At 54.7% G+C, this 22,191-nt stretch carries 18 protein-coding genes; 7 read left to right on the forward strand and 11 right to left on the reverse strand.

Going from position 1 to position 22,191, the window contains the following annotated elements:
* The first annotated feature begins 39 nt into the window (after positions 1–39).
* The 6 genes from lptD to apaH are packed head-to-tail and all read left to right on the forward strand — an operon-like array spanning position 40 to position 6,856.
* Positions 40–2,409 carry an LPS assembly protein LptD gene (gene lptD / locus KVT28_RS15065; RefSeq protein WP_240632902.1) on the forward strand — a complete coding sequence of 790 codons (2,370 nt, stop codon included), beginning with the start codon at positions 40–42 and terminating at the stop codon, positions 2,407–2,409.
* A gap of 54 nt (positions 2,410–2,463) precedes the next feature.
* Positions 2,464–3,759, forward strand: a complete 1,296-nt coding sequence (gene surA, locus KVT28_RS15070) for a peptidylprolyl isomerase SurA (RefSeq protein ID WP_217549126.1) — start codon at positions 2,464–2,466, stop codon at positions 3,757–3,759.
* A complete protein-coding gene (gene pdxA, locus KVT28_RS15075; protein ID WP_217549128.1) occupies positions 3,749–4,738 on the forward strand; it encodes a 4-hydroxythreonine-4-phosphate dehydrogenase PdxA in 990 nt (329 codons plus the stop codon). Before surA ends, pdxA begins: the two co-directional genes overlap by 11 nt.
* Entirely contained in the window at positions 4,731–5,555 is an 825-nt protein-coding gene (gene rsmA, locus KVT28_RS15080) for a 16S rRNA (adenine(1518)-N(6)/adenine(1519)-N(6))-dimethyltransferase RsmA (protein ID WP_008108647.1), read from the forward strand. Before pdxA ends, rsmA begins: the two co-directional genes overlap by 8 nt.
* A gap of 4 nt (positions 5,556–5,559) precedes the next feature.
* Complete coding sequence (gene apaG / locus KVT28_RS15085; protein WP_101762139.1) at positions 5,560–5,937, forward strand: Co2+/Mg2+ efflux protein ApaG; 378 nt, start codon at positions 5,560–5,562, stop codon at positions 5,935–5,937.
* A gap of 49 nt (positions 5,938–5,986) precedes the next feature.
* On the forward strand, positions 5,987–6,856 hold the full coding sequence (apaH, locus tag KVT28_RS15090) for a bis(5'-nucleosyl)-tetraphosphatase (symmetrical) ApaH (protein WP_110867508.1): 870 nt from the start codon (positions 5,987–5,989) through the stop codon (positions 6,854–6,856).
* 52 nt (positions 6,857–6,908) lie between these two features.
* On the opposite strand, the gene folA is transcribed toward apaH, so the two are convergent.
* From folA to ribF, 10 genes are all read right to left on the reverse strand, one after another.
* The gene (gene folA / locus KVT28_RS15095; RefSeq protein ID WP_101762141.1) at positions 6,909–7,391 is read right to left on the reverse strand and encodes a type 3 dihydrofolate reductase; all 483 of its coding nucleotides are present in this window, start codon (positions 7,389–7,391) and stop codon (positions 6,909–6,911) included.
* 285 nt (positions 7,392–7,676) lie between these two features.
* On the reverse strand, positions 7,677–8,819 hold the full coding sequence (locus tag KVT28_RS15100; RefSeq protein WP_101762142.1) for a porin: 1,143 nt from the start codon (positions 8,817–8,819) through the stop codon (positions 7,677–7,679).
* A 236-nt stretch (positions 8,820–9,055) separates the two neighbouring features.
* Positions 9,056–12,280 (reverse strand): carbamoyl-phosphate synthase large subunit, encoded by a 3,225-nt coding sequence (gene carB, locus KVT28_RS15105; protein WP_217549130.1) that lies wholly within the window; start codon positions 12,278–12,280, stop codon positions 9,056–9,058.
* 13 nt (positions 12,281–12,293) lie between these two features.
* Entirely contained in the window at positions 12,294–13,442 is a 1,149-nt protein-coding gene (gene carA / locus KVT28_RS15110) for a glutamine-hydrolyzing carbamoyl-phosphate synthase small subunit (RefSeq protein ID WP_217549132.1), read from the reverse strand.
* A 469-nt stretch (positions 13,443–13,911) separates the two neighbouring features.
* A complete protein-coding gene (gene dapB, locus KVT28_RS15115) occupies positions 13,912–14,727 on the reverse strand; it encodes a 4-hydroxy-tetrahydrodipicolinate reductase (protein WP_217549135.1) in 816 nt (271 codons plus the stop codon).
* Positions 14,728–14,948: 221 nt separating this feature from the next.
* On the reverse strand, positions 14,949–15,902 hold the full coding sequence (ispH, locus tag KVT28_RS15120; RefSeq protein WP_064737614.1) for a 4-hydroxy-3-methylbut-2-enyl diphosphate reductase: 954 nt from the start codon (positions 15,900–15,902) through the stop codon (positions 14,949–14,951).
* On the reverse strand, positions 15,883–16,353 hold the full coding sequence (gene fkpB, locus KVT28_RS15125) for an FKBP-type peptidyl-prolyl cis-trans isomerase (protein WP_101762146.1): 471 nt from the start codon (positions 16,351–16,353) through the stop codon (positions 15,883–15,885). The genes ispH and fkpB overlap by 20 nt, the downstream gene beginning before the upstream one ends.
* A gap of 3 nt (positions 16,354–16,356) precedes the next feature.
* Entirely contained in the window at positions 16,357–16,863 is a 507-nt protein-coding gene (gene lspA, locus KVT28_RS15130) for a signal peptidase II (RefSeq protein WP_101762147.1), read from the reverse strand.
* A complete protein-coding gene (gene ileS / locus KVT28_RS15135; protein WP_192412412.1) occupies positions 16,863–19,682 on the reverse strand; it encodes an isoleucine--tRNA ligase in 2,820 nt (939 codons plus the stop codon). The genes lspA and ileS overlap by 1 nt, the downstream gene beginning before the upstream one ends.
* Positions 19,683–19,709: 27 nt before the next feature.
* The gene (ribF, locus tag KVT28_RS15140) at positions 19,710–20,648 is read right to left on the reverse strand and encodes a bifunctional riboflavin kinase/FAD synthetase (RefSeq protein ID WP_101762149.1); all 939 of its coding nucleotides are present in this window, start codon (positions 20,646–20,648) and stop codon (positions 19,710–19,712) included.
* Positions 20,649–20,966: 318 nt separating this feature from the next.
* Here ribF and rpsT point away from each other — a divergent pair, with 318 nt between their 5' ends.
* Positions 20,967–21,230 (forward strand): 30S ribosomal protein S20, encoded by a 264-nt coding sequence (gene rpsT / locus KVT28_RS15145; protein ID WP_036619798.1) that lies wholly within the window; start codon positions 20,967–20,969, stop codon positions 21,228–21,230.
* A gap of 53 nt (positions 21,231–21,283) precedes the next feature.
* Here the strand turns inward: rpsT and nhaR are convergent, their stop codons facing one another.
* Positions 21,284–22,186 (reverse strand): transcriptional activator NhaR, encoded by a 903-nt coding sequence (nhaR, locus tag KVT28_RS15150; RefSeq protein ID WP_217549137.1) that lies wholly within the window; start codon positions 22,184–22,186, stop codon positions 21,284–21,286.
* Positions 22,187–22,191 lie beyond the last annotated feature (5 nt).

A 22,191-nucleotide genomic window follows, 5' to 3' on the forward strand; every position in this document is an offset into this window, starting at 1 on the left:
GGCATGATGCCAGTTTTCATGGAATTATCGAAACCGCGTATGAAAAAACGTATACCTACCTTGCTGGCTACCATGATTGGTGCAGCGCTTTATAGCCAGTCATCACTCGCCGACGATCTGATGTCGCAGTGCATGCTGGGCGTGCCGAGTTACAACCGCCCGCTGGTCAATGGCGACACCAACTCGCTGCCGGTCACCATCCATTCTGATTCCGCTAAAGGCAACTATCCGGATGATGCGGTGTTCACCGGTAACGTCGACGTGCAGCAAGGCAATAGCCGCCTGCGTTCCGACGAGGTGCAGCTTCATCAACGTCAGCAGGAAGGACAAACCACGCCGGTTCGTACCGTGGATGCGCTGGGTAATGTGCACTATGACGACAATCAGGTCATCCTCAAAGGTCCAAAAGCCTGGTCAAATCTGAACACCAAAGACACTAACGTGTGGAACGGTGATTATCAGATGGTTGGCCGTCAGGGCCGCGGCGATGCCGATCAGATGAAACTGCGCGGTAACAATCGCTACACCATTCTGGAAAACGGCAGCTTTACCTCCTGTTTGCCGGGTTCCAACAGCTGGAGCGTGGTCGGTTCCGAAGTGATTCAGGACCGCGAAGAAGAAGTCGCGGAAATCTGGAACGCCCGCTTTAAGCTCGGCAATGTGCCGGTATTCTACAGCCCTTATTTACAGCTACCGATTGGCGATCGCCGCCGCTCCGGTTTCCTGATCCCGAATGCGAAATACGGCAGTAATAACGGCTTCGAATTCATGCTGCCTTATTACTGGAACATCGCGCCGCAGGCCGATGCCACCATCACGCCGCACTATATGGAAAAACGCGGTCTGCAGCTGCAGAACGAATTCCGCTATTTGACGGTGTTTGGCGCAGGCTTGATGGAGCTGGATTATCTGCAGTCAGATAAGCAGTACGACAATGACAAAGCAGTGCGTGGTATCGCGCAGGACGATAGTTCCGATCGCTGGCTGTTCTACTGGCGCCATTCGGGTGTATACGACCAGCACTGGCGCTTCAACGCTGACTACACCAAAGTAAGCGATCCCTATTACTTCAACGATCTTGAGTCGAAGTACTACAGCTCCACCGATGGTTACGCCACGCAGAAATTCAGCCTTGGCTACGCGGATACCAACTGGGACGCGACGCTGTCGACCAAAGACTTCCAGGTGTTTGGTAACACCAGCAACAGCAACGTCTATCGTGCGATGCCGCAGCTCGATCTGAACTTCTATCAGAACGATATGGGGCCGTTTGATGGTCGAATCTTTGCGCAGGCGGTGAAATTTACCAACGTGAATAGCCAGATGCCTGAAACCACGCGTCTGCATGTTGAGCCAACGTTGAATTTGCCGCTGTCTAACGGCTGGGCGAGTCTCGATACCGAAGCGAAATTCCTGGCAACCCATTATCAGCAGGATGACGTTGAGTATTACAACACCTCGGTTAATACCGCTCGTGATAATCAGCTGGAAAACTCGGTTAACCGCACGCTGCCTCAGTTCAAAGTGGATGGTCGCCTGGTGTTTGACCGCGATATGGACTGGGAACCAGGCTATACACAAACGCTGGAACCGCGTGTTCAGTACCTTTACGTCCCCTATCGTAACCAGAGCAATATCTATCCGTACGACTCGACGTTGCTGCAAACCGACTACACCGGCCTGTTCCGCGATCGTACCTACAGCGGCCTGGATCGCATCGCTTCAGCAAATGAAGTGGCGACCGGCGTAACCACGCGTATTTATGATAACGATCTGGTTGAACGTTTTAACGTTTCTGTGGGTCAAATCTACTCGTTTACCCCGTCTCGTACCGGCGTAAACCAGACGAACAAAGAAGATGACACCGGCAGCCTGGTTTGGGCCGGCGACACGTACTGGAAAATCAGCGATCGCTGGGGGGCGCGTGGCGGTCTGCAATATGACACCCGCCTCGATAACGTCGCGCAGGGCAATGCGGTAGTTGAGTATCGTCAGGATGCCGATCGTATGGTGCAGCTGAGCTATCGCTACAGCAGCCCGGAATATGTGGCGCAGGCGCTGAATAACTCAAGCCTGGTGACTAACCCGATCTATAAAAACGGGATTTCACAGGTGGGCGGCACTGCCAGCTGGCCGATTGCGGATGCCTGGTCACTGGTGGGCGGTTATTACTACGATACCCGCAATAGTCGTCCGGCTGAACAGCTGGTCGGCCTGCAGTACAGCTCGTGCTGCTATGCCATTCGTCTGGGTTACGAACGCAAGATCAACGGTTGGGAAAACAACGACAGTAAGTATGACAACCAAATCTCATTCAACATTGAGCTGCGTGGTCTGAGTTCTAACTATGGCTTAGGCACCAACGAAATGCTGCGTCAGGGCATCATCCCTTACCAGCGCGCTTTCTGATGTTGTGATGTTTGACAGGCTCTCCCGCAGTGCGGAAACAACAATGGATAAAGTATGAAGAACTGGAGAATGCTGATTCTTGGTGTAGCGATTACCGCTAACACTGCGTTCGCAGCCCCACAAGTGGTTGATAAAGTTGCCGCAGTCGTGAACAACGGCGTGGTACTGGAAAGTGACGTTGATAACATGATGCGCACCGTGAAATCACAGGCGCAGCAGGCAAACCAGCAACTCCCTGATGAAAAAACCTTGCGTCATCAGATCCTTGAACGCCAGGTCATGGATGCCATCATTCTGCAAATGGGTGAAAGAGCGGGCGTGCAGATTACCGATCAGCAGCTGGATCAGGCAATTCAGAACATTGCCGCGCAAAACCGCATGAGCCTCGATCAGCTGCGTAGCCGTCTGGCCTATGACGGTATGAACTACAACGATTACCGTGCGCAAATCCGCAAAGAGATGCTGATTTCAGAAGTGCGTAACAACGAAGTGCGTCGCCGCGTCACTATACTGCCGCAGGAAGTGGATACGCTGGCTACGCAGGTGGGTGCGCAGAACACGCAAGGTACTGAGCTTAACATCAGCCAGATTCTGCTGCCGCTGTCAGAAAACCCGACGCAGCAGCAGGTTGACGACCAGGAAACGCTGGCGCGCCAACTGGTTGCTCAGCTGAAAGGCGGTGCCGACTTCGGCAAGCTGGCCGTGACTTACTCAGCCGATCCGCAGGCGCTGAAAGGCGGCAACATGGGTTGGGGCAAAATCGAAGAGCTGCCAACGCTGTTCTCGCAGGCGCTGAGCACCGCGAAGAAAGGCGATATCGTCGGTCCAATCCGTTCAGGTGTTGGTTTCCACATCCTGAAGGTGAACGACCTGCGTGGCGAAAGCAAAAGCATCTCTGTGACTGAGGTGCATGCGCGTCATATTCTGCTGAAGCCTTCACCGATCCTGACCGACGCACAGGCGCAGGCCAAAATCGAACAGATTGCAGCGGATATTAAAAGCGGTAAAACCACCTTCGCCGCAGCGGCCAAACAGTTCTCCGACGATCCGGGTTCGGCTAACCAGGGCGGCGATCTCGGCTGGGCATCTCCAGAGATTTACGATCCGGCATTCCGCGATGCATTGCTGAAGTTGCAGAAAGGCCAGGTCAGCCAGCCGGTTCACTCCTCATTTGGCTGGCACTTGATTCAGTTGCTGGATACGCGTCAGGTTGATAAGACCGATGCCGCGCAGAAAGAGCGCGCCTATCGCATGCTGTTCAACCGTAAATTCGCGGAAGAAGCGCAAACCTGGATGCAGGAACAGCGCGCCAGTGCTTACGTGAAAATTCTGGATAACAATGGTCAGTAATTATCGTGTGGTGATCACGCCCGGCGAACCCGCCGGGATTGGTCCCGACCTCACCCTGCAACTGGCGCAGCAAAACTGGCCGGTTGAATTGGTGGTCTGCTGCGACGGCGAGCTTTTGCGCCGTCGCGCTGCTTTATTGGGTTTGCCGCTGACGCTGCGTGACTATCAACCTGCAGTGGCACAACCGCAGCAGGCCGGCACGCTTACGCTGCTGCAGGTCGATACCGCTCAGCCAGTGACCGCCGGAGAACTCTGCGTCGCAAACAGTCACTACGTGCTGGAAACCCTGACGCGCGCCTGTGACGGTTGTCTGAACGGCGAATTTGCCGCGCTGATTACCGGTCCGGTGCACAAAGGCGTGATCAACGATGCGGGCATTCCGTTTACCGGTCATACCGAGTTTTTTGCCGATCGCGCCGGTGGCGATTTAGTGGTGATGATGCTGGCAACAGAAGAGTTGCGTGTGGCATTGGCTACCACACATCTGCCGCTGAAAGATGTTTCTGCCGCAATTACCCGCGACACGCTGCATGAAGTGATCACCATTCTGCATCGGGATCTGCAGCAGAAGTTTGGTTTACCGCATCCTCATATTTTCGTCTGCGGCCTTAATCCGCATGCCGGCGAGAGCGGCCATATGGGCCGCGAAGAGATTGATACTATCATTCCGGCCCTCAACGAACTGCGCCAGCAAGGCATCCAACTTACCGGACCTCTGCCAGCCGATACGCTGTTCCAGCCGAAATACCTGCAACATGCCGATGCGGTTCTGGCGATGTATCACGACCAGGGCTTGCCGGTGCTAAAATTTCAGGGGTTTGGCCGCGCGGTGAATATCACACTTGGCCTGCCCTTTATCCGGACTTCTGTCGATCACGGCACCGCGCTTGAATTAGCCGGTCTCGGTCAGGCAGAACCGGGCAGCTTTATCACGGCGCTTAATCTCGCCATCACTATGATCAAGAGCAGTAATGAATAATCGCGTCCATCAGGGGCATTACGCCCGTAAACGTTTCGGGCAGAACTTCCTGAACGATCAGTACATTATCGATAGCATTGTCTCCGCCATTCACCCGCAAAAAGGTGAAGCTATCGTGGAAATCGGCCCCGGCTTGGGTGCATTAACCGAGCCGGTAGGCGAACGTCTGGATGAGCTGACCGTGGTCGAGCTGGACCGCGACCTTGCTGCGCGTCTGCAAACGCACCCGTTCCTCGGTCCTAAGCTGACCATTTTCCAGCAGGATGCCATGACCTTTGATTTCTCTGCGCTGGCGCAAGAGAAAGGTCAGCCGCTGCGCGTGTTCGGCAACCTGCCATACAACATCTCGACGCCGCTGATGTTCCACCTTTTCAGCTATACTGGTTCGATTAAAGATATGCACTTCATGCTGCAGAAAGAAGTGGTGAATCGTTTAGTCGCCGGTCCGGGCAGCAAAGCTTATGGTCGTTTGAGCGTGATGGCGCAGTACTATTGCCAGGTTATTCCTGTGCTCGAAGTGCCACCAGAATCCTTCACGCCGGCACCGAAAGTGGAATCGGCCGTGGTGCGTTTAGTGCCGTATATGCAGCCACAGTATCCGGTCAGCGATATTCGACTGCTGAGCCGTATCACCACGGAAGCCTTTGGTAAACGCCGAAAAACGCTGCGCAACAGCCTTGCTCATATGTTTGCGGCTGGTGCGCTGGATCAATTAGAAATCGATGCCTCGCTGCGTGCAGAGAACGTCTCTGTGGCGCAATATTGCCAACTGGCAAACTGGTTGAGCAAGCATCAGGCAGAAACTCCGGAGAGTTGAGTGCATGAGTGATTTGGCCCGCGTCTGTATCCATGTGCATAGCCAGTATGTGGAGTCGCAATCCTTGCCCGACGAGGATCGCTACGTGTTTGCCTACACCATCACCATTCGCAATTTGGGGCGCAGCAACGTCCAGCTGCGTAGCCGCTATTGGCTGATCACCAACGGCAACGGTCGCGAGACTGAAGTGCAAGGTGAAGGCGTGGTCGGCGAACAGCCGCACATTGCGGCCGGCGGCGAGTATCAGTACACCAGCGGCGCGATTCTGGAGACGCCGATGGGCACCATGCAAGGCCACTATGTGATGATCGACGATGCGGGCGAAGAGTTCCACGTCGAGATTCCGGTGTTCCGACTCGCGGTGCAAACCCACATTCACTAATCCTCCTCCGCCCGGCCCGTCCGGGCGGCGCGTTTTAATCGGACTGACAATGAGTACATACCTGATTGGCGATGTTCATGGCTGTTATGACGAGCTTCGTGCGCTGTTGGCGCAGGTTGACTTCGATCCGCAGCAGGACACCTTATGGCTTACCGGCGATTTGGTGGCGCGCGGCCCCGGTTCGCTCGATGTGCTGCGCTATGTAAAATCGCTGGGAAATTGCGTGCGCCTGGTGCTGGGTAATCACGACCTGCATTTGCTGGCGGTGTATGCCGGTATCAGCCGTAACAAGCCGAAAGATCGCCTGACGCCGCTGCTGGAAGCCGATGATGCCGATGAGTTGATTAACTGGTTACGTCGTCAGCCACTGTTGCAGGTAGATGAAGAGAAGAAGCTGTTGATGGCGCATGCGGGCATTACGCCGCAATGGGATTTAGAGACGGCGCAGCTGTGCGCGCGTGAAGTGGAAGCGGTGCTCTCCAGCGACAGCTATCCGCTGTTTCTGGATGCGATGTATGGCGACATGCCAAACAACTGGACGCCGGAACTCAGCGGTCTGGCGCGACTGCGCTTTAGCACTAATGCGCTGACGCGCATGCGCTTCTGCTTCCCGAACGGCCAGCTGGATATGATCTGCAAAGAGTCGCCTGAATCAGCGCCGCCGCCGCTCAAGCCGTGGTTTAAGGTGCCGGGCAAAATCGACAGCGACTATACGCAGATCTTTGGTCACTGGGCATCGCTGGAAGGTAAAGGCACACCGGAACATGTGATTGGTCTGGATACCGGCTGCTGCTGGGGTGGAACATTGACGCTGCTGCATTGGGAAACCAAACAGTATTACGTACAGGCATCCAATCGCGAACAGGCAATGGCCGAAAGCGCGGTAAGTGCGCATCCACCGTTAAGTGATACGCCGTAAATAAAAAACCCGCATAAGCGGGGTTTTTTATGGGTCGCCATCACTGGCAACGTTACTTGCGGCGATCCAGGATCTCGAAGCAGTAGCTGTGCGAGTTCTGCTCATCGGCGTCATGGAATTCGCTGAAGGTTGACTGCCACTCGTCCGGTTCGTAATCCGGGAACTGCGTATCCCCTTCCACTTCCGCATCGATATGGGTCAGGTAGAGGCGATCCGCGCGAGCCAGCATCTGCTCGTAAACGCGTCCACCACCAATCACCATCATCTCTTCGACATCACCCGCCGCTTTTACCGCCTCTTCCAGCGATGTCACCCAGGTAACGCCTTCGTGGTTGCCCGGCTGGCTGCTGACCACAATGTTCAGGCGTCCAGGAAGCGGGCGGCCAATCGATTCAAAGGTCAGACGACCCATAATCACCGGCTTATTCAAGGTATTACGTTTGAACCATGCCAAATCTGCTGGCAGGTTCCATGGCATGGCGTTTTCCATACCAATAATGCGATCCGCTGCCAGTGCCGCGATCAGACTAATCATGTTAAAAGACCTACTGGAAAAAATTGGCGCCATCATACGTAAAGGCGAAACTTTCGTCGATAGGCCGCCCCCGCTATTTGCGTAAAGCTCCGATGCCACCGCACTTTTGTTATTGGACAGAGTTTTACACCGACTTTCCCGGCAATTGCGGGGCGAGGAGCCAGAAATTGCTGACGAGGCGGCACAACTCCGCGCGAAACGTCGCATTATTGGTATCGCAGTGTAAAGAAAAGCGCACTCTGTGCAAAAAAAGAAAACGGCTCCCGCAGGAGCCGTTGAAACGCTTTAGAAATCGTAGCGTAGACGCACCAGGTTCACGTTGCCCAGTGACTTGTCGGTGCTGGAGGTGATGACATATTCGTAGTCGACACGGAAGCCGTAATCCAGCTGAGCACTCACGCCAACGCCGTTATCAATACGCTTGTAGTCACGTCCGTTGACGAACTCCAGACGGTCGCCCATGAAGTAAGGCTGAATAGATTTCACCGCATACTGGCCAATTGGGAATTTGTAGCCGGCAAAGTATTCGATGCCCCACGCGTCATCCGCGAAGTAATTGTTAACGGTATTACGTTTGGTTGGGGAGAAGTTCTCATACCAACCCGCTCCGGCTGACAGCGTCCAGTTATCCGGCGTCCAGCTCAGAGCGGTACCGTAGATATTCTGGTCATAGCGCTTGCTGTCGCCATTGCCTGGATTGCGAATATCGGCGCGGGTGTAGTTCCACGCGGTTCCCCACGCCAGGTCTTTGGTGATGTGGTAGTTCACACCCAGCGAGCCACCGCCTTTACGCTTGTAGCGTAGGCCGTTGCCTGGCAGGAACTCATTATCTTCAAACAGATACGACGCATACACATCCGCATCGCCGAAGGTATTTTTGTACTTCAGCATTTTGCGCGAACGGTAAGAACCATCGTAATCACCATTGATGCCATTGCCCGGCGCCTGCGCCAGCATGTCGTAATCCCAGATATCGGTCTTCGCTCCTACGACATCGTAGTAAACGCTGTTCTGCTGACCAAAGTAGAGCTCACCCAAGGTGGCGCTTTTGAAGCCAGTATAAAGTTGGCGGCGCGAAGTGTTATTCGCACCATCTGCATGATGATTGTCCCAACCCCACCAGGCCGGGAAGTTAACGCCCAGCTCGTAGTAACCGACCCAGCTTACGTCGTCGAACAGGTAATAATTGGCGCTGAAGCGGAAGCGTGAGCCGCCGTCGTAGCCATTACGTTTGTACGATTTGTCGTTTACGCCATTCTGATGTTGGAACTGCGGACGAATACTGCCGCCCACTTTGAAGTCGAGACGGCTTAGCGCATCGCCCGCCTGTGGATCCTGCTTGAGTAAAGTAATTTCCGCCTGGCTGGCGAGTGGCGCCGCTGCGAGTAACGCAGCAATAGCGCTGAGAGTGAAAGCACGCATTTGCATTTTTATATCCCAGTTAAGGTGAGCGCTCTATTGGTGAGCGGGCGAAATAGTACGGTGCGCTAACTGGGATCTTATTTATAATTTTGTGCGGATATTCCGAGGTGTAACGCTTTCCGCATCAACTGATAAAACATATGTCAAATCAATAGGATTTTTACAGATAAGGAAATGCGGGCATTGGTAAAAGGATAAAAAAACGGCCCCCGCAGGAGCCGTTAGTGAGTAGCCAATTGGAATCAGCCTTTAATTTGCGCGTGCATTTCCTGCACCGAAATTACCTGCTCCGTTGGATCCGCGTTCAGCGCCATCGCTGTGGCAAAACCGCCGTTCAGCGTGGTGTCGTAATGCACTTTGTACTGTAGCGCACTACGACGAATCAGCTTGGAGTCTTCAATCGCCTGACGTCCCGCCGTGGTGTTGACGATGTAGGTATATTCGCCATTCTTCAGGCGATCCTGAATGTGCGGACGACCTTCATGCACCTTGTTCACCAGACGTGGATTGATGCCCGCTTCGCCCAGCACAACTGCGGTACCGTGTGTCGCATCCAGCTCGAAACCAAACTTCTGCAGTTTTGCCGCCAGGTCGACGATACGTTTCTTATCGCCTTCACGCACTGACAGCAACGCGCGACCGGTTTTCTTCATGTTGCTCTGGGCACCCAGCATCGCTTTGGCGAAGGCTTCAGCGAAGGTGCGACCGACGCCCATCACTTCACCGGTAGAGCGCATCTCTGGGCCGAGAATCGGGTCAACGCCTGGGAACTTGTTGAACGGCAGCACCACTTCTTTCACCGAGTAATACGGTGGAATCACTTCTTTAGTGACGCCCTGCTCAGCCAGCGTTTTACCTGCCATCACGCGCGCGGCAACCTTCGCCAGCGCCACGCCAGTGGCTTTCGACACGAACGGCACGGTACGCGCGGCACGTGGATTCACCTCAATCAGGTAAACTTCATTGTCCTTCACCGCGAACTGCACGTTCATCAGGCCACGTACGTTCAGCTCGAAGGCCAATTTTTCCACCTGCTGACGCATCACGTTCTGGATTTCAGTGTTCAGCGTGTAGGCTGGCAGTGAACATGCGGAGTCACCTGAGTGCACGCCTGCCTGCTCGATGTGCTCCATGATGCCGCCAATCAGCACGCGCTCGCCGTCGCAAATCGCATCGACATCCACTTCAACCGCATCATCGAGGAAGCGATCCAGCAGCACCGGCGCATCGTTAGAGACCGACACCGCCGTCTGGAAGTAACGCTTCAGGTCGATTTCGTCGTAAACGATCTCCATCGCGCGGCCGCCCAGCACATAAGAAGGACGCACCACCAGCGGATAACCGATACCGGCGGCTTTCTCAACGGCCTGTTCCAGCGTGGCAACGGTGGCGTTAGCCGGCTGCTTCAGGCTCAGGCGATCAACCGCCTGCTGGAAACGCTCACGGTCTTCTGCACGGTCAATCGAGTCCGGGCTGGTACCAATCACCGGCACGCCAGCCGCTTCCAGCGCGCGTGCCAGTTTCAGCGGCGTCTGGCCGCCGTACTGTACGATGACGCCTTTCGGCTTCTCGATACGCACGATTTCCAGCACATCTTCCAGCGTGACCGGCTCGAAGTAGAGGCGATCCGAGGTGTCGTAGTCGGTTGAGACGGTTTCCGGGTTACAGTTGACCATGATGGTCTCGTAACCGTCTTCACGCAGCGCCAGCGCCGCATGCACGCAGCAGTAATCGAACTCGATGCCCTGGCCGATACGGTTTGGACCGCCGCCCAGAATCATGATTTTTTCACGATCCTGATTTGGATTGGCTTCGCACTCTTCCTCGTAGGTTGAGTACATATAAGCAGTATCCGTCGCAAATTCAGCGGCGCAGGTATCGACGCGTTTGTAGACCGGATGCAGGTTAAATTGCTGACGCAGCTTACGGATTTCGCCTTCAGATACGCCCGCCAGCGCGGCCAGACGGACATCAGCAAAGCCTTTACGCTTCAGCGCGCGCAGGAACTCCGCGTTCAGCGAGTTCACACCTTCGCGTTCAACCTGCTCTTCCAGACGCACCAGCTCTTCAATCTGCACCAGGAACCAGCGATCAATGTTGGTGAGGTTGAACACGCCATCAACTGACATGCCGGCGCGGAACGCATCGGCGATGTACCAGATACGGTCAGAACCGGCATCTTTCAGTTCGCGGCGAATGCGCGTTAACGCTTCTGGATCGTCGAGGCTGACTTTCGGGTCGAAACCGTTGGCACCGACTTCCAGACCGCGCAGCGCTTTCTGCATCGATTCCTGGAACGTGCGGCCAATCGCCATCACTTCACCGACCGATTTCATCTGCGTGGTCAGACGATCGTTGGCACCGGCGAACTTCTCGAAGTTGAAGCGAGGAATCTTGGTAACGACGTAGTCGATAGAGGGTTCGAACGACGCAGGCGTTAAGCCGCCGGTGATGTCGTTCATCAGCTCATCAAGGGTAAAGCCCACCGCCAGTTTCGCCGCCACTTTGGCAATCGGGAAGCCGGTCGCTTTTGAAGCCAGCGCTGACGAACGCGATACGCGCGGGTTCATTTCGATGACGATCATACGGCCATCTTTCGGGTTCACCGAGAACTGGACGTTCGAACCACCGGTTTCGACACCGATTTCACGCAGTACCGCCAGCGAGGCGTTACGCATGATTTGATACTCTTTGTCGGTCAGAGTTTGCGCGGGCGCCACAGTGATAGAGTCACCGGTGTGGATGCCCATTGCATCGAAGTTTTCGATCGAGCAGACGATGATACAGTTGTCGTTTTTATCACGTACCACTTCCATCTCGTACTCTTTCCAGCCAATCAGCGACTCATCAATCAGCAGCTCATTGGTTGGCGACAAGTCCAGACCGCGTTCGCAAATCTCTTCGAACTCTTCGCGGTTATAGGCGATACCGCCGCCGGTGCCGCCCATCGTAAAGGAAGGGCGGATGATGCACGGGAAGCCAACGTCTTCGGCCACCGCCAGCGCTTCTTCCATGGTATGCGCGATACCGGAACGAGCGGTGCCCAGACCAATGCTCTTCATCGCCACGTCGAAGCGACGACGATCTTCGGCTTTATCAATGGCATCGGCAGTTGCACCAATCATGGTGACGCCGAACTCAGCCAGCACGCCCTGACGCTCCAGCTCCAGCGCACAGTTCAGCGCTGTCTGGCCGCCCATGGTTGGCAGCACCGCATCCGGACGCTCTTTTTCGATAATCTTGCGCACCACTTCCCAGTGAATCGGCTCGATGTAAGTCGCATCGGCCATTTCCGGGTCGGTCATAATAGTTGCCGGGTTCGAGTTCACCAGAATGACGCGGTAGCCCTCTTCACGCAGCGCTTTACACGCCTGCGCACCGGAGTAGTCAAATTCACATGCCTGGCCGATAACGATCGGGCCAGCACCAAGAATCAGGATGGATTTTATGTCTGTACGTTTTGGCATCGTGGGCTCCTGATTACTTCGCGTTAGAACGGTATGCTTTGATCAGTTCGATGAAGTGATCGAACAGTGGCGCCGCATCATGCGGGCCTGGGCTCGCTTCCGGGTGTCCCTGGAAGCTGAAGGCCGGTTTGTCAGTGCGTTGAATGCCCTGCACGGTTTGGTCGAACAGCGACACATGCGTCACGCGCAGATTGGCCGGTAATTGGCTGTCATCAACCGCAAAACCGTGGTTCTGTGCGGTGATCATCACGGTGTTGTTATCAAGATCTTTCACCGGATGGTTGCCGCCGTGGTGGCCGAGTTTCATCTTGATGGTTTTGGCACCGCTCGCCAGCGCTAACAGCTGATGGCCAAGGCAGATACCGAATACCGGAACATCGGTTTTCAGGAACGCCTGAATGGCATTAATGGCGTAGTCGCATGGCTCCGGGTCGCCAGGACCGTTCGACAGAAAAATACCGTCTGGATTAAGTGCCAGAACCTCTTCCGCCGGAGTTTGCGCCGGCACGACCGTCAGGCGGCAGCCGCGATCCACCAGCATGCGCAGGATGTTGCGCTTGGCGCCGTAATCGTACGCCACCACATGGAACGGCAGCTCTTCCGCCGTTTTCTGCTCCGGCAGGTCACCTTCCAGTGTCCAGCTGCCCTGCTGCCACGCGTAGGTTTCCGCGGTGGTCACCTCTTTCGCCAGATCCATGCCTTTCAAGCCTGGGAACGCCTGCGCTTTCTGCAGCGCCAGTGCGGCATCCGGATTATCACCCGCAATAATGCAGCCGCTCTGTGCACCCTTCTCGCGCAGCAAACGGGTCAGTTTGCGCGTGTCGATATCGGCGATGCCAACGATGTTATTGCGCTGCAGGTAAGCTGCCAGACTTTCTTCGCTGCGGAAGTTGCTGGTAATCAGCGGCAGATCGCGAATAACGAGGCCTTGAGCATGAATTTGGCTGGATTCTTCATCGGCGGCGTTAACGCCAACATTGCCGATATGGGGATAAGTGAGGGTAACGATTTGGCGGGAATAGGAAGGATCAGTGAGGATTTCTTGATAACCGGTCATTGAAGTGTTGAAAACAACTTCCCCCACTGCCGACCCCGTAGCCCCGATGGCCCGACCGTGGAATTGGGTTCCGTCTTCCAGAACCAAGAGCGCTGACTTAATCAAAACATCCTCCAGGGAATAAACAGTCACAATATTTGCATATTAATTCAAAAGCAGTGCCAGAATCAATGCAAAACCCGCCTGAGTACTCGAATTTTGGCAAATTGCGCGCATTCTAATGATCGCCCCGCACCTTGTCTACAACATGTGGTTATTTTTTTGTATATTTCGGGCAACTGAATGTTAAAAACGGCGAAAGGCGACAAAAGAGTGAGATAACTCGGAAAAATAATCGGTTGCCTGACGGCGATAATGGCAAACTGGTGCTGGCGCGCATAAATTTTTTACCAAACGGTCAAAATTAGCCATCGCAAGCCTGATAATCACTCATCAACTTCGACAAATAAGCACTTCGAACCAATAATATAGCAAAATGGTCATTTACAGATAAAATAAAGGGCAATGATCACATTGCCCTCGTCAATCAAGGTCTTACCGATTGAAATAACCACATCACGATGGTTCACAACACTCACAACATCGATAAATCCAGCACATCACGCATGTCGTAAAGGCCAGATTTCTTGTTCTTTAACCAGCTTGCCGCTTTAACTGCACCATTTGCAAAGGTCATACGGCTGGAAGCCTTGTGGGTAATCTCTACGCGCTCACCAATATCTGCAAACATCGCGGTGTGTTCGCCGACGATATCACCAGCGCGCACGGTAGCAAATCCGATGGTTTGCGCTTTACGCTCACCGGTATGACCTTCACGGGCATACACCGCGTGCTCATCCAGATTCCACTTCATGGCATCGGCAATCGCTTCGCCCATCGCCAGCGCAGTACCTGATGGTGCATCAACTTTGTGACGATGGTGCGCTTCAACGATTTCAATGTCCGCGTAGTCGCCCATCACCTTCGCTGCCTGCTGCAGCAGATTCAGCACCAGGTTGACGCCCACACTGAAGTTAGCGGCGAACACGATGCCAATCTCTTCAGCAGCCGCGCGAATCGCCGCTTTACCGGCTTCATCAAAACCGGTGGTACCGATCACCATCGCTTTGCTGTGCTGTCGGCAAAACGCCAGATACTCCAGCGTGCCTTCCGGACGGGTGAAGTCGATCAGGACATCGAAGTCGTTAACCACCTTTTGCAGGTCGTCAGAGACGATCACGCCCGTTTTACCGATGCCCGCCAGTTCGCCAGCATCTACGCCCAGCAATGACGAACCGCTACGCGCCAGTGCTGCGCCTAGCGCAACACCTCCCGCCTGCTGTACGGCCTGAATCAAATTGCGTCCCATGCGGCCCGGCGCACCAACGATAGCAATGCGGATTTCACTCATAATTATTCATTCCTGATACAAATCTATGCATGTAAAGCGTAAACAGGTTAACGGTCAGATAACAGTCACGCCACAACAATAAAGGGATATAAGAATTTTATGCCAGCCGCGAAACATTATCAGTAAAAGCAATCCCGCATGCTGGTAGCAGGATTTTCTACTGCGACAGGCAAAGAAAAGGCCGAACAATGTCGGCCTGATTTTACTGCGGTGTAAACCGCTTACTGCACGTTTCGCACGTCGACGCGCAGCTCTTTTGGTACTTCAAACACGATGTTCTCTTCACGGCCAATCAGCTCAATCGCCGCTTCACCGCCGAGCTCACGCAGACGTTGAATCACCTGTTGCACCAGAATATCAGGAGCAGAAGCGCCCGCGGTGACGCCGATGACCTGCTTGTCTTTGACCCACTCTTCCTGGATGTCATCAGCCGAATCAATCAGCTTCGCCAGCTTACCAGCACGCTGCGCCAGTTCGGCCAGACGGTTCGAGTTAGAGGAGTTTTTCGATCCCACTACCAGCACCACTTCAGCATCACGCGCTAAGACGCGTACCGCTTCCTGACGGTTGGTGGTGGCGTAGCAGATGTCATCTTTACGTGGACCGATAATCGCCGGGAAGCGCTGACGCAGTGCATCAATCACGTCCGAAGTATCATCGACTGAAAGTGTGGTCTGCGTCATAAAGCACAGGTTGCTCTCATCTTTGACGTTCAGCTTGAACACATCTTCCGGCGATTCCACCAGATACATGCCGCCGTTAGGATTGCTGTACTGGCCCATGGTGCCTTCCACTTCCGGATGCCCCGCATGACCAATAAGAATCGCTTCAACACCTTTACGGCTAGCGCGCGCCACTTCCATATGCACTTTGGTCACCAGCGGACAGGTCGCATCAAACAGCATGGTGAGGTTACGCGCTTTGGCTTCGGCGCGAACCGCTTGCGATACGCCGTGCGCGGAGAAGATCAGAATGGCGTTATCCGGCACTTCAGCGATCTCTTCAATGAAGATCGCCCCACGTTCGCGTAAGCTACTCACCACGTAGCGGTTATGCACCACTTCGTGACGCACGTAGATGGGCGCGCCGTACATCTCCAGCGCGCGCTCAACGATGCTGATGGCGCGATCAACGCCTGCGCAAAAACCGCGTGGGTTAGCTAACAGGATTTGCATCGTTGGCCTCCAGCGCCGGATCAATCTCCAGCACTTCAATGTCAAACTGAATGCGCTGGCCCGCCAGCGGATGGTTGAAGTCTACGGTGATCGAGTCACCGGACACTTCACGAATCACGCCAGGCATTTCGCTGCCGCCGCGGCCGCTGAACAGCATAATGGCACCCACTTCCGGCTCGCCCGCGTCGTTAAAGTCACGACGTGAGAAGTACTGAACCAGATCCGGGCTGGTGCCGCCAAACGCATCTTCCGGCTCCAGCGTAAATGCGTGCTTGTCGCCCACTTTACGCCCGAGTAGCTGCTGTTCCAGCGCGCCCGACAGGCTGCCATCACCCAGACGGAACAGCGCAGGTTTGCCGTTGGCGCGCGTGGATTCGGCCGTCGAGCCATCCTCCAGCTTCAGCGTAAAATGCACCAGCAACGCGCTATCGCGCTGAACTAAGTCTGTCATCAGTTACCCTTTCTGTTTAGCCGGTTTGCCGTTCGGGCTGAGAAAACCTTCCAGCACTACCAGCGCCGCGCCGATGCAGATGGCACAGTCGGCGATGTTAAAGGTCGCGAAGTGCCAGTCACCGACATAGAAGTCGATAAAATCGACCACAAAACCGTGATACGAACGGTCAAACAGGTTACCCAACGCCCCGCCGATAATCAGGGCGTAGGCAATATTGGTTAATTTGTTGCTGGCAGCGTTGCGATACATCATCACCAACAGCGCCACCACGATAGCAATGGCGATGCCGGCGAAGAACCAGCGCTGCCAACCGCCTTTGTCGGCCAGGAAGCTGAACGCCGCGCCATAATTATGCGCGTAGAACAGGTTCAGGAACGGCATCAGCGGCTGCGTTTCATGCAGCATCATGTTGTTGATGACCCACATCTTGCTGCCAAAATCGATGGCAATCACCACCAGCACCAGCCAAAGCCAGCGCAAACCGGTTGAAGAGAGCGCTTTACTCATCAGGCAAATTTCCGCTGTTCGCCATTGCCGGCGACGTTGGTGTAGCAACGACCACACACCGCAGCATGCTCCGGATTCTGGCCAACGTCAGTAGTGTAATGCCAGCAGCGCGGACATTTCTCGCCTTCTGCTTTGTGCAGCGCGATTTTCAGACCTTTGAACAGCTCGCTCTGCTGCGCTTCATCGCTGGCAGTAGCGTAATCCGCCACGGTCGCGCCTGAAGTTAACAGCACGAAACGCAGCTCATCGCCCAGCGCCTGCAGCTTGGCTGCCAGCTCGGCATCCGCATACAGCGTCACCGTCGCTTCCAGCGCACCGCCGATGCGTTTGTCGCTACGCGCTTGCTCAATCACCTTGTTCACTTCACCGCGGACTTTCAGCACATCATCCCAATAAGCATCGTTCAGCGTTTCGTTATCTGCCAGACCAAACAGATCCTGATACCACTCTTCGGTGAACACGTATTTCGCGCGCTCGCCCGGCAGGTAGCCCCAGATTTCGTCTGCGGTGAAGGACATGATTGGCGCCATCCAGCGCACCAGCGCTTCAACGATGTGCCACAGCGCGGTTTGGCAGCTGCGACGCGCCAGGCTGTCGCCTTTTGCGGTGTACTGACGATCTTTGATCACATCGAGATAGAACGAGCCCATTTCGATTGAGCAGAAGTGCATCAGACGCTGCACCACTTCGTGGAAATCGTAGTTTTCGTAGGAGTGCACGATATCCTGCTGCGCTGCCAGCGCACGGCCAACCGCCCAGCGATCCACCACCACCATCTCTTCCGGCTTGACGCAATCGGTCGCCGGGTTAAAGCCAGCAAGGTTTGCCAGCAGGAAACGCGCGGTGTTACGGATACGACGATAGCTGTCTGCGGCACGCTTCAGGATTTCGTCGGAAACCGCCATCTCACCGGAATAATCGGTAGAAGCGACCCACAGACGCAGAATATCCGCACCCAGCTTATCCATCACATCCTGCGGCGCCACGGTGTTGCCGATCGATTTCGACATCTTGCGGCCCTGACCATCCACGGTGAAACCGTGCGTCAGTACCTGACGATAAGGCGCTTTGCCTTTCATCGCCGTGGAGATCATCAGAGAAGACATGAACCAGCCGCGATGCTGATCCGAACCTTCCAGGTACATATCTGGCGTATGGCCACCGAATTCAGGACGCGCATCCACCACCGCGTAGCTGGTTGATCCGGAGTCGAACCAGACATCTAAGGTGTCTGGCACTTTGACGTAATGGTCCGCGTCGTCGCCCATCAGGTCGCGCGGATCGAGATCCCACCACGCCTGAATGCCGTCCTGCTCAACCCGTTTCGCGACTTTCTCCATCAGCTCCAGCGTATCCGGATGCAGCTGCTCGCTCTCTTTATGCACGAACAGCGCCATCGGCACACCCCACGTACGCTGACGTGAGATACACCAGTCCGGACGGTTCGCTACCATCGCTTCGATACGCGCCTGGCCCCAATCTGGGATCCACTGCACGCCTTTGATCTCTTTCAGCGACTGCGCACGCAGGCCTTTCTGATCCATGCTGATGAACCATTGTGGCGTGGCACGGAAGATGATTGGCGTTTTATGACGCCAGCAGTGCGGGTAGCTGTGCAGCAGCTTCTCCACGTGCAGCAGCGCGCCCTTCTCTTTCAGCAGCTCAACGATCATGTCGTTGGCTTTAAAGACGTTTACACCATCCAGCGTCGGGTAGGTGCCTGGTAGATACGCGCCATCCGGCCCCACCGGATTGGCGGTTTCCAGACCGTATTTCTGACCGATAACATAGTCATCCGGGCCATGGCCTGGCGCGGTATGTACCGCACCGGTACCGGCTTCCAGCGTCACATGCTCACCCAATACCACTTTCGATTGGATCTGCTCGAGGAACGGATGCTGGAACAGCTGCAGCTCCAGCGCCGCGCCGTTGCATTCGCCCAGCACGGTCCAGTCGCTGATGCCCGCGCGCTTCATCACGCTCTCAACCATCTCTTTGGCGAGAATCAGGCTGCGACCGTCGATCTGCAGCAGCTGGTATTCAAATTCAGGATGCAGCGAGATACCACGGTTGGCTGGCATGGTCCACGGCGTGGTGGTCCAGATCACCAGTGAAACCGGGCCTTCTGAAGCCGCGACGCCAAACTTCGCGCGCACCGCATCTGCATCCACGGCATTGAACATCACATCGATGGATGGCGAAGTTTTGTCGTAATACTCCACTTCCGCTTCAGCCAGCGCCGAACGGCAATCCATGCACCAGTGCACCGGCTTAGCGCCTTTGTGCAGATGGCCGTTGCCGATGATTTTACCCAGCGCACGGATGATGTTGGCTTCGGTCTGGAAATTCATCGTCAGATAAGGACGATCCCAGTCACCGAGCACGCCGAGGCGGATGAAGTCATTTTTCTGCCCTTCAACCTGCTCTGCCGCATATTGGCGGCAAGCGGCACGGAATTCAGACGCGCTCACTTTTTCGCCCGGCTTACCAATCATCTGTTCAACTTTGTGCTCAATCGGCAAGCCGTGGCAGTCCCAACCTGGAACGTACGGCGAGTCGTAGCCCGCCATGCCTTTCGACTTAACGATAATGTCTTTCAGAATCTTGTTAACTGAGTGACCAATATGAATGCTGCCGTTCGCATAAGGAGGGCCATCGTGCAAAATAAAGGTTTTTTTCCCTTTTTTGGCTTCGCGGATGATGCCGTACAGGTTGTCATCATACCAACGTTGCAGCATTCCCGGTTCACGCTTGGCCAGATCGCCACGCATCGGGAACCCCGTTTCCGGCAAATTCAGGGTAGATTTATAGTCACTCATCAGATTCTCGATTCCGTATTTCGGTCATTAAACCGGTGTTTTTAGCCCAAAGAATTGGCGGGCTGTCACCACATCTTTCGCAATTTGTTCTTTCAGCGCGTCCAGCGAAGCGAAACGCTGTTCATCGCGAATCTTCTGTTTCAGCACCACTTCAATGTGACGCCCATAGAGATTCATATGTGTGTCGAGCAGATGAACTTCAAGCTGCTGACGTAAACCTTTTACCGTTGGGCGCGTACCAATATTGGCCACGCCGGGCAGCGGCTGATCCCCAAGGCCCAACACTGCCACCGCAAACACGCCTTTAACCGGCGTAACGGTGCGACGCAAAGGGAGATTAGCCGTTGGGAAACCGATGGTGCGCCCGAGTGCATCGCCGTGCACTACGCGGCCTGAGATGCTGAACGGATGGCCCAGCAGCGCTTCGGCTTGCGCAAAATCATCCTGCGCCAGCGCCTGACGAACGGCGGTACTGCTGATGCGCTTGCCGCTGTCACAATAAGTCTGGGTGCTGATAACCTCAAAGCCATACTCCGCACCGGCTTTCTGTAATAACAGGAAATCCCCCTGGCGACCAGCGCCGAAGCGGAAATCATCGCCTACGGCCAGGAACTTGACGTTGAGCTTGTCTACCAGCAATTCGGAAATAAAACTCTGCGCCGAATGCGCAGCGAAGCGACGATCAAAACGTACGCAGAGTACGGCATCAACGCCCGCTTGTTCGAGGTACTTCAGCTTTTCACGCAAACGCGTAAGGCGCGCCGGGGCTTTGTCGCCGGCAAACAGCTCAAGCGGTTGTGGCTCAAATACCATCACCACCACCGGCAGATTGCGTTTTCGTCCTTCGGCAATCAGCTGCGCCATCAAAGCCTGGTGGCCGCGATGTACGCCGTCGAAATTGCCAATGGTCAGGACGCAGCCGCGATGCTGCTCTTTCAGATTATAAATACCGCGGATAAACTTCATGGCTGACTCAAACCGGTGGAAATCGGCGGATTATACCCTTGAATGGCGTTTAGGTTAACCCGTATACGTGCCTTTCCTGCTTCTGGCGCGGCTTATTCCACGCGTGGGCAATTGCTTAGCAAGGATCTGAAGATTTTTGCTGCGAAATACTGTATTCAACGCCGCGTTGCTGGTAGAATCCTGCGCCATCAATTACGTAATCGAGTGTTGTTTTTAAAACGACGCTTATTTGCACAAATCCATTGACATAAGAAGGCGCAAAAGGCATAGTCCTCGGCCTTTGATTTGTCCATATAGATCACATTTGGGAGTTGGACCTTGGCTAATATCAAATCAGCTAAGAAACGCGCCGTAACATCTGAGAAACGTCGCAAGCATAACGCAAGCAACCGTTCAATGATGCGTACTTTCATCAAGAAAGTATACGCGGCTATCGCAACAGGCGACAAAGCTGCTGCGCAGAACGCATTCAACGAAATGCAACCACTCGTGGACCGTCAGGCTGCTAAAGGTCTGATCCACAAAAACAAAGCTGCACGTCATAAAGCAAACCTGACTGCTCAGATCAACAAACTGGCTTAATCGCCCGTCTGTTAATCGCTTTGTAAAAAAGAACCGGCGTTTAGCCGGTTTTTTTATGCCTGCAATTCAGGGGTAAACAGCGCACTAAAGTCGCGATGGCAGATCCGCTGTACCGCCGGATGCTGAATCATCCGTTCGGCAAAGATCACGTGATACTCCTCCATCACCGCATCCAACCGCCCAATCTCTTTGATGGCGTCATCCCGGTAAATCTCGTCGCCATACAGCGTCGGAGCCACAAATATCGCGTTGTTAAGCGCACCAAAAGCTTTCATTAATGCCGCATCATCAAACTCGCCCAGAATCTCCACTTGCAATCCCTGGCTGTGAATCCAGTTCAGCAGTTTACGACCCAGCATCGAGCGACGCCCCGGAATCAGCAAACGCCGCTCTTCCAGGCTGGCAGGAAACGGCAGCGTCGGTAACGGTGTGTTGCACCAGAAGCTGATCGGACACTCGCCCAGCTTGACCGAAAACAGCCCTTCCTGCTGAGTCGAATCAATTGGGCAATCGGAAAGAATCATATCCAGCTTGTGCTGGCTTAACTGTTCCAGCAGCATCTCGTGCGTTGATTCAAAGCAGCGCAGATGGATTCCCTCTTCTGCCACCACCGCAGCCTGCAGCACCTTGCTCACCAGTTGCTTAGACAAGGCATCCGCTACGCCAACATCAAACAGCAGATGCGACTCTTTGCGGTAGTTAACGATATCGAGCATCTCCTGGCTCAGCATGAACATGCGGTCGGCATAGCGGAACACCAGCTGACCAAGCTCCGTCGGCACTAAACCGCGCCCCTGACGACGAAACAGCACGCCGCCGAGTTGCTCTTCCAGCGATTTAATCTGGCCAGTAACCGTCTGTGGCGCCAGGCACAGCACATCCGCCGCGCGCACTACCGAACCGGCTTTACACACCTGCCAGAAATAGTAGAGATGATTAAAGTTGAGCTGATTCATCGGCA

Source organism: Pantoea sp. GbtcB22 (assembly GCF_019091025.1).
Classification (GTDB): Bacteria; Pseudomonadota; Gammaproteobacteria; order Enterobacterales; family Enterobacteriaceae; genus Pantoea; species Pantoea leporis.

Coding starts and splice junctions, on each gene's coding strand:
- nhaR (WP_217549137.1), bottom strand. CDS start 22,186: ATGAATCAGCTCAACTTTAATCATCTCTACTATTTCTGGCAGGTGTGT.
- rsmA (WP_008108647.1), top strand. CDS start 4,731: ATGAATAATCGCGTCCATCAGGGGCATTACGCCCGTAAACGTTTCGGG.
- dapB (WP_217549135.1), bottom strand. CDS start 14,727: ATGAGTGAAATCCGCATTGCTATCGTTGGTGCGCCGGGCCGCATGGGA.
- apaG (WP_101762139.1), top strand. CDS start 5,560: ATGAGTGATTTGGCCCGCGTCTGTATCCATGTGCATAGCCAGTATGTG.
- apaH (WP_110867508.1), top strand. CDS start 5,987: ATGAGTACATACCTGATTGGCGATGTTCATGGCTGTTATGACGAGCTT.
- ispH (WP_064737614.1), bottom strand. CDS start 15,902: ATGCAAATCCTGTTAGCTAACCCACGCGGTTTTTGCGCAGGCGTTGAT.
- fkpB (WP_101762146.1), bottom strand. CDS start 16,353: ATGACAGACTTAGTTCAGCGCGATAGCGCGTTGCTGGTGCATTTTACG.
- KVT28_RS15100 (WP_101762142.1), bottom strand. CDS start 8,819: ATGCAAATGCGTGCTTTCACTCTCAGCGCTATTGCTGCGTTACTCGCA.
- lspA (WP_101762147.1), bottom strand. CDS start 16,863: ATGAGTAAAGCGCTCTCTTCAACCGGTTTGCGCTGGCTTTGGCTGGTG.
- ribF (WP_101762149.1), bottom strand. CDS start 20,648: ATGAAGTTTATCCGCGGTATTTATAATCTGAAAGAGCAGCATCGCGGC.
- pdxA (WP_217549128.1), top strand. CDS start 3,749: ATGGTCAGTAATTATCGTGTGGTGATCACGCCCGGCGAACCCGCCGGG.
- surA (WP_217549126.1), top strand. CDS start 2,464: ATGAAGAACTGGAGAATGCTGATTCTTGGTGTAGCGATTACCGCTAAC.
- carB (WP_217549130.1), bottom strand. CDS start 12,280: ATGCCAAAACGTACAGACATAAAATCCATCCTGATTCTTGGTGCTGGC.
- ileS (WP_192412412.1), bottom strand. CDS start 19,682: ATGAGTGACTATAAATCTACCCTGAATTTGCCGGAAACGGGGTTCCCG.
- lptD (WP_240632902.1), top strand. CDS start 40: ATGAAAAAACGTATACCTACCTTGCTGGCTACCATGATTGGTGCAGCG.
- folA (WP_101762141.1), bottom strand. CDS start 7,391: ATGATTAGTCTGATCGCGGCACTGGCAGCGGATCGCATTATTGGTATG.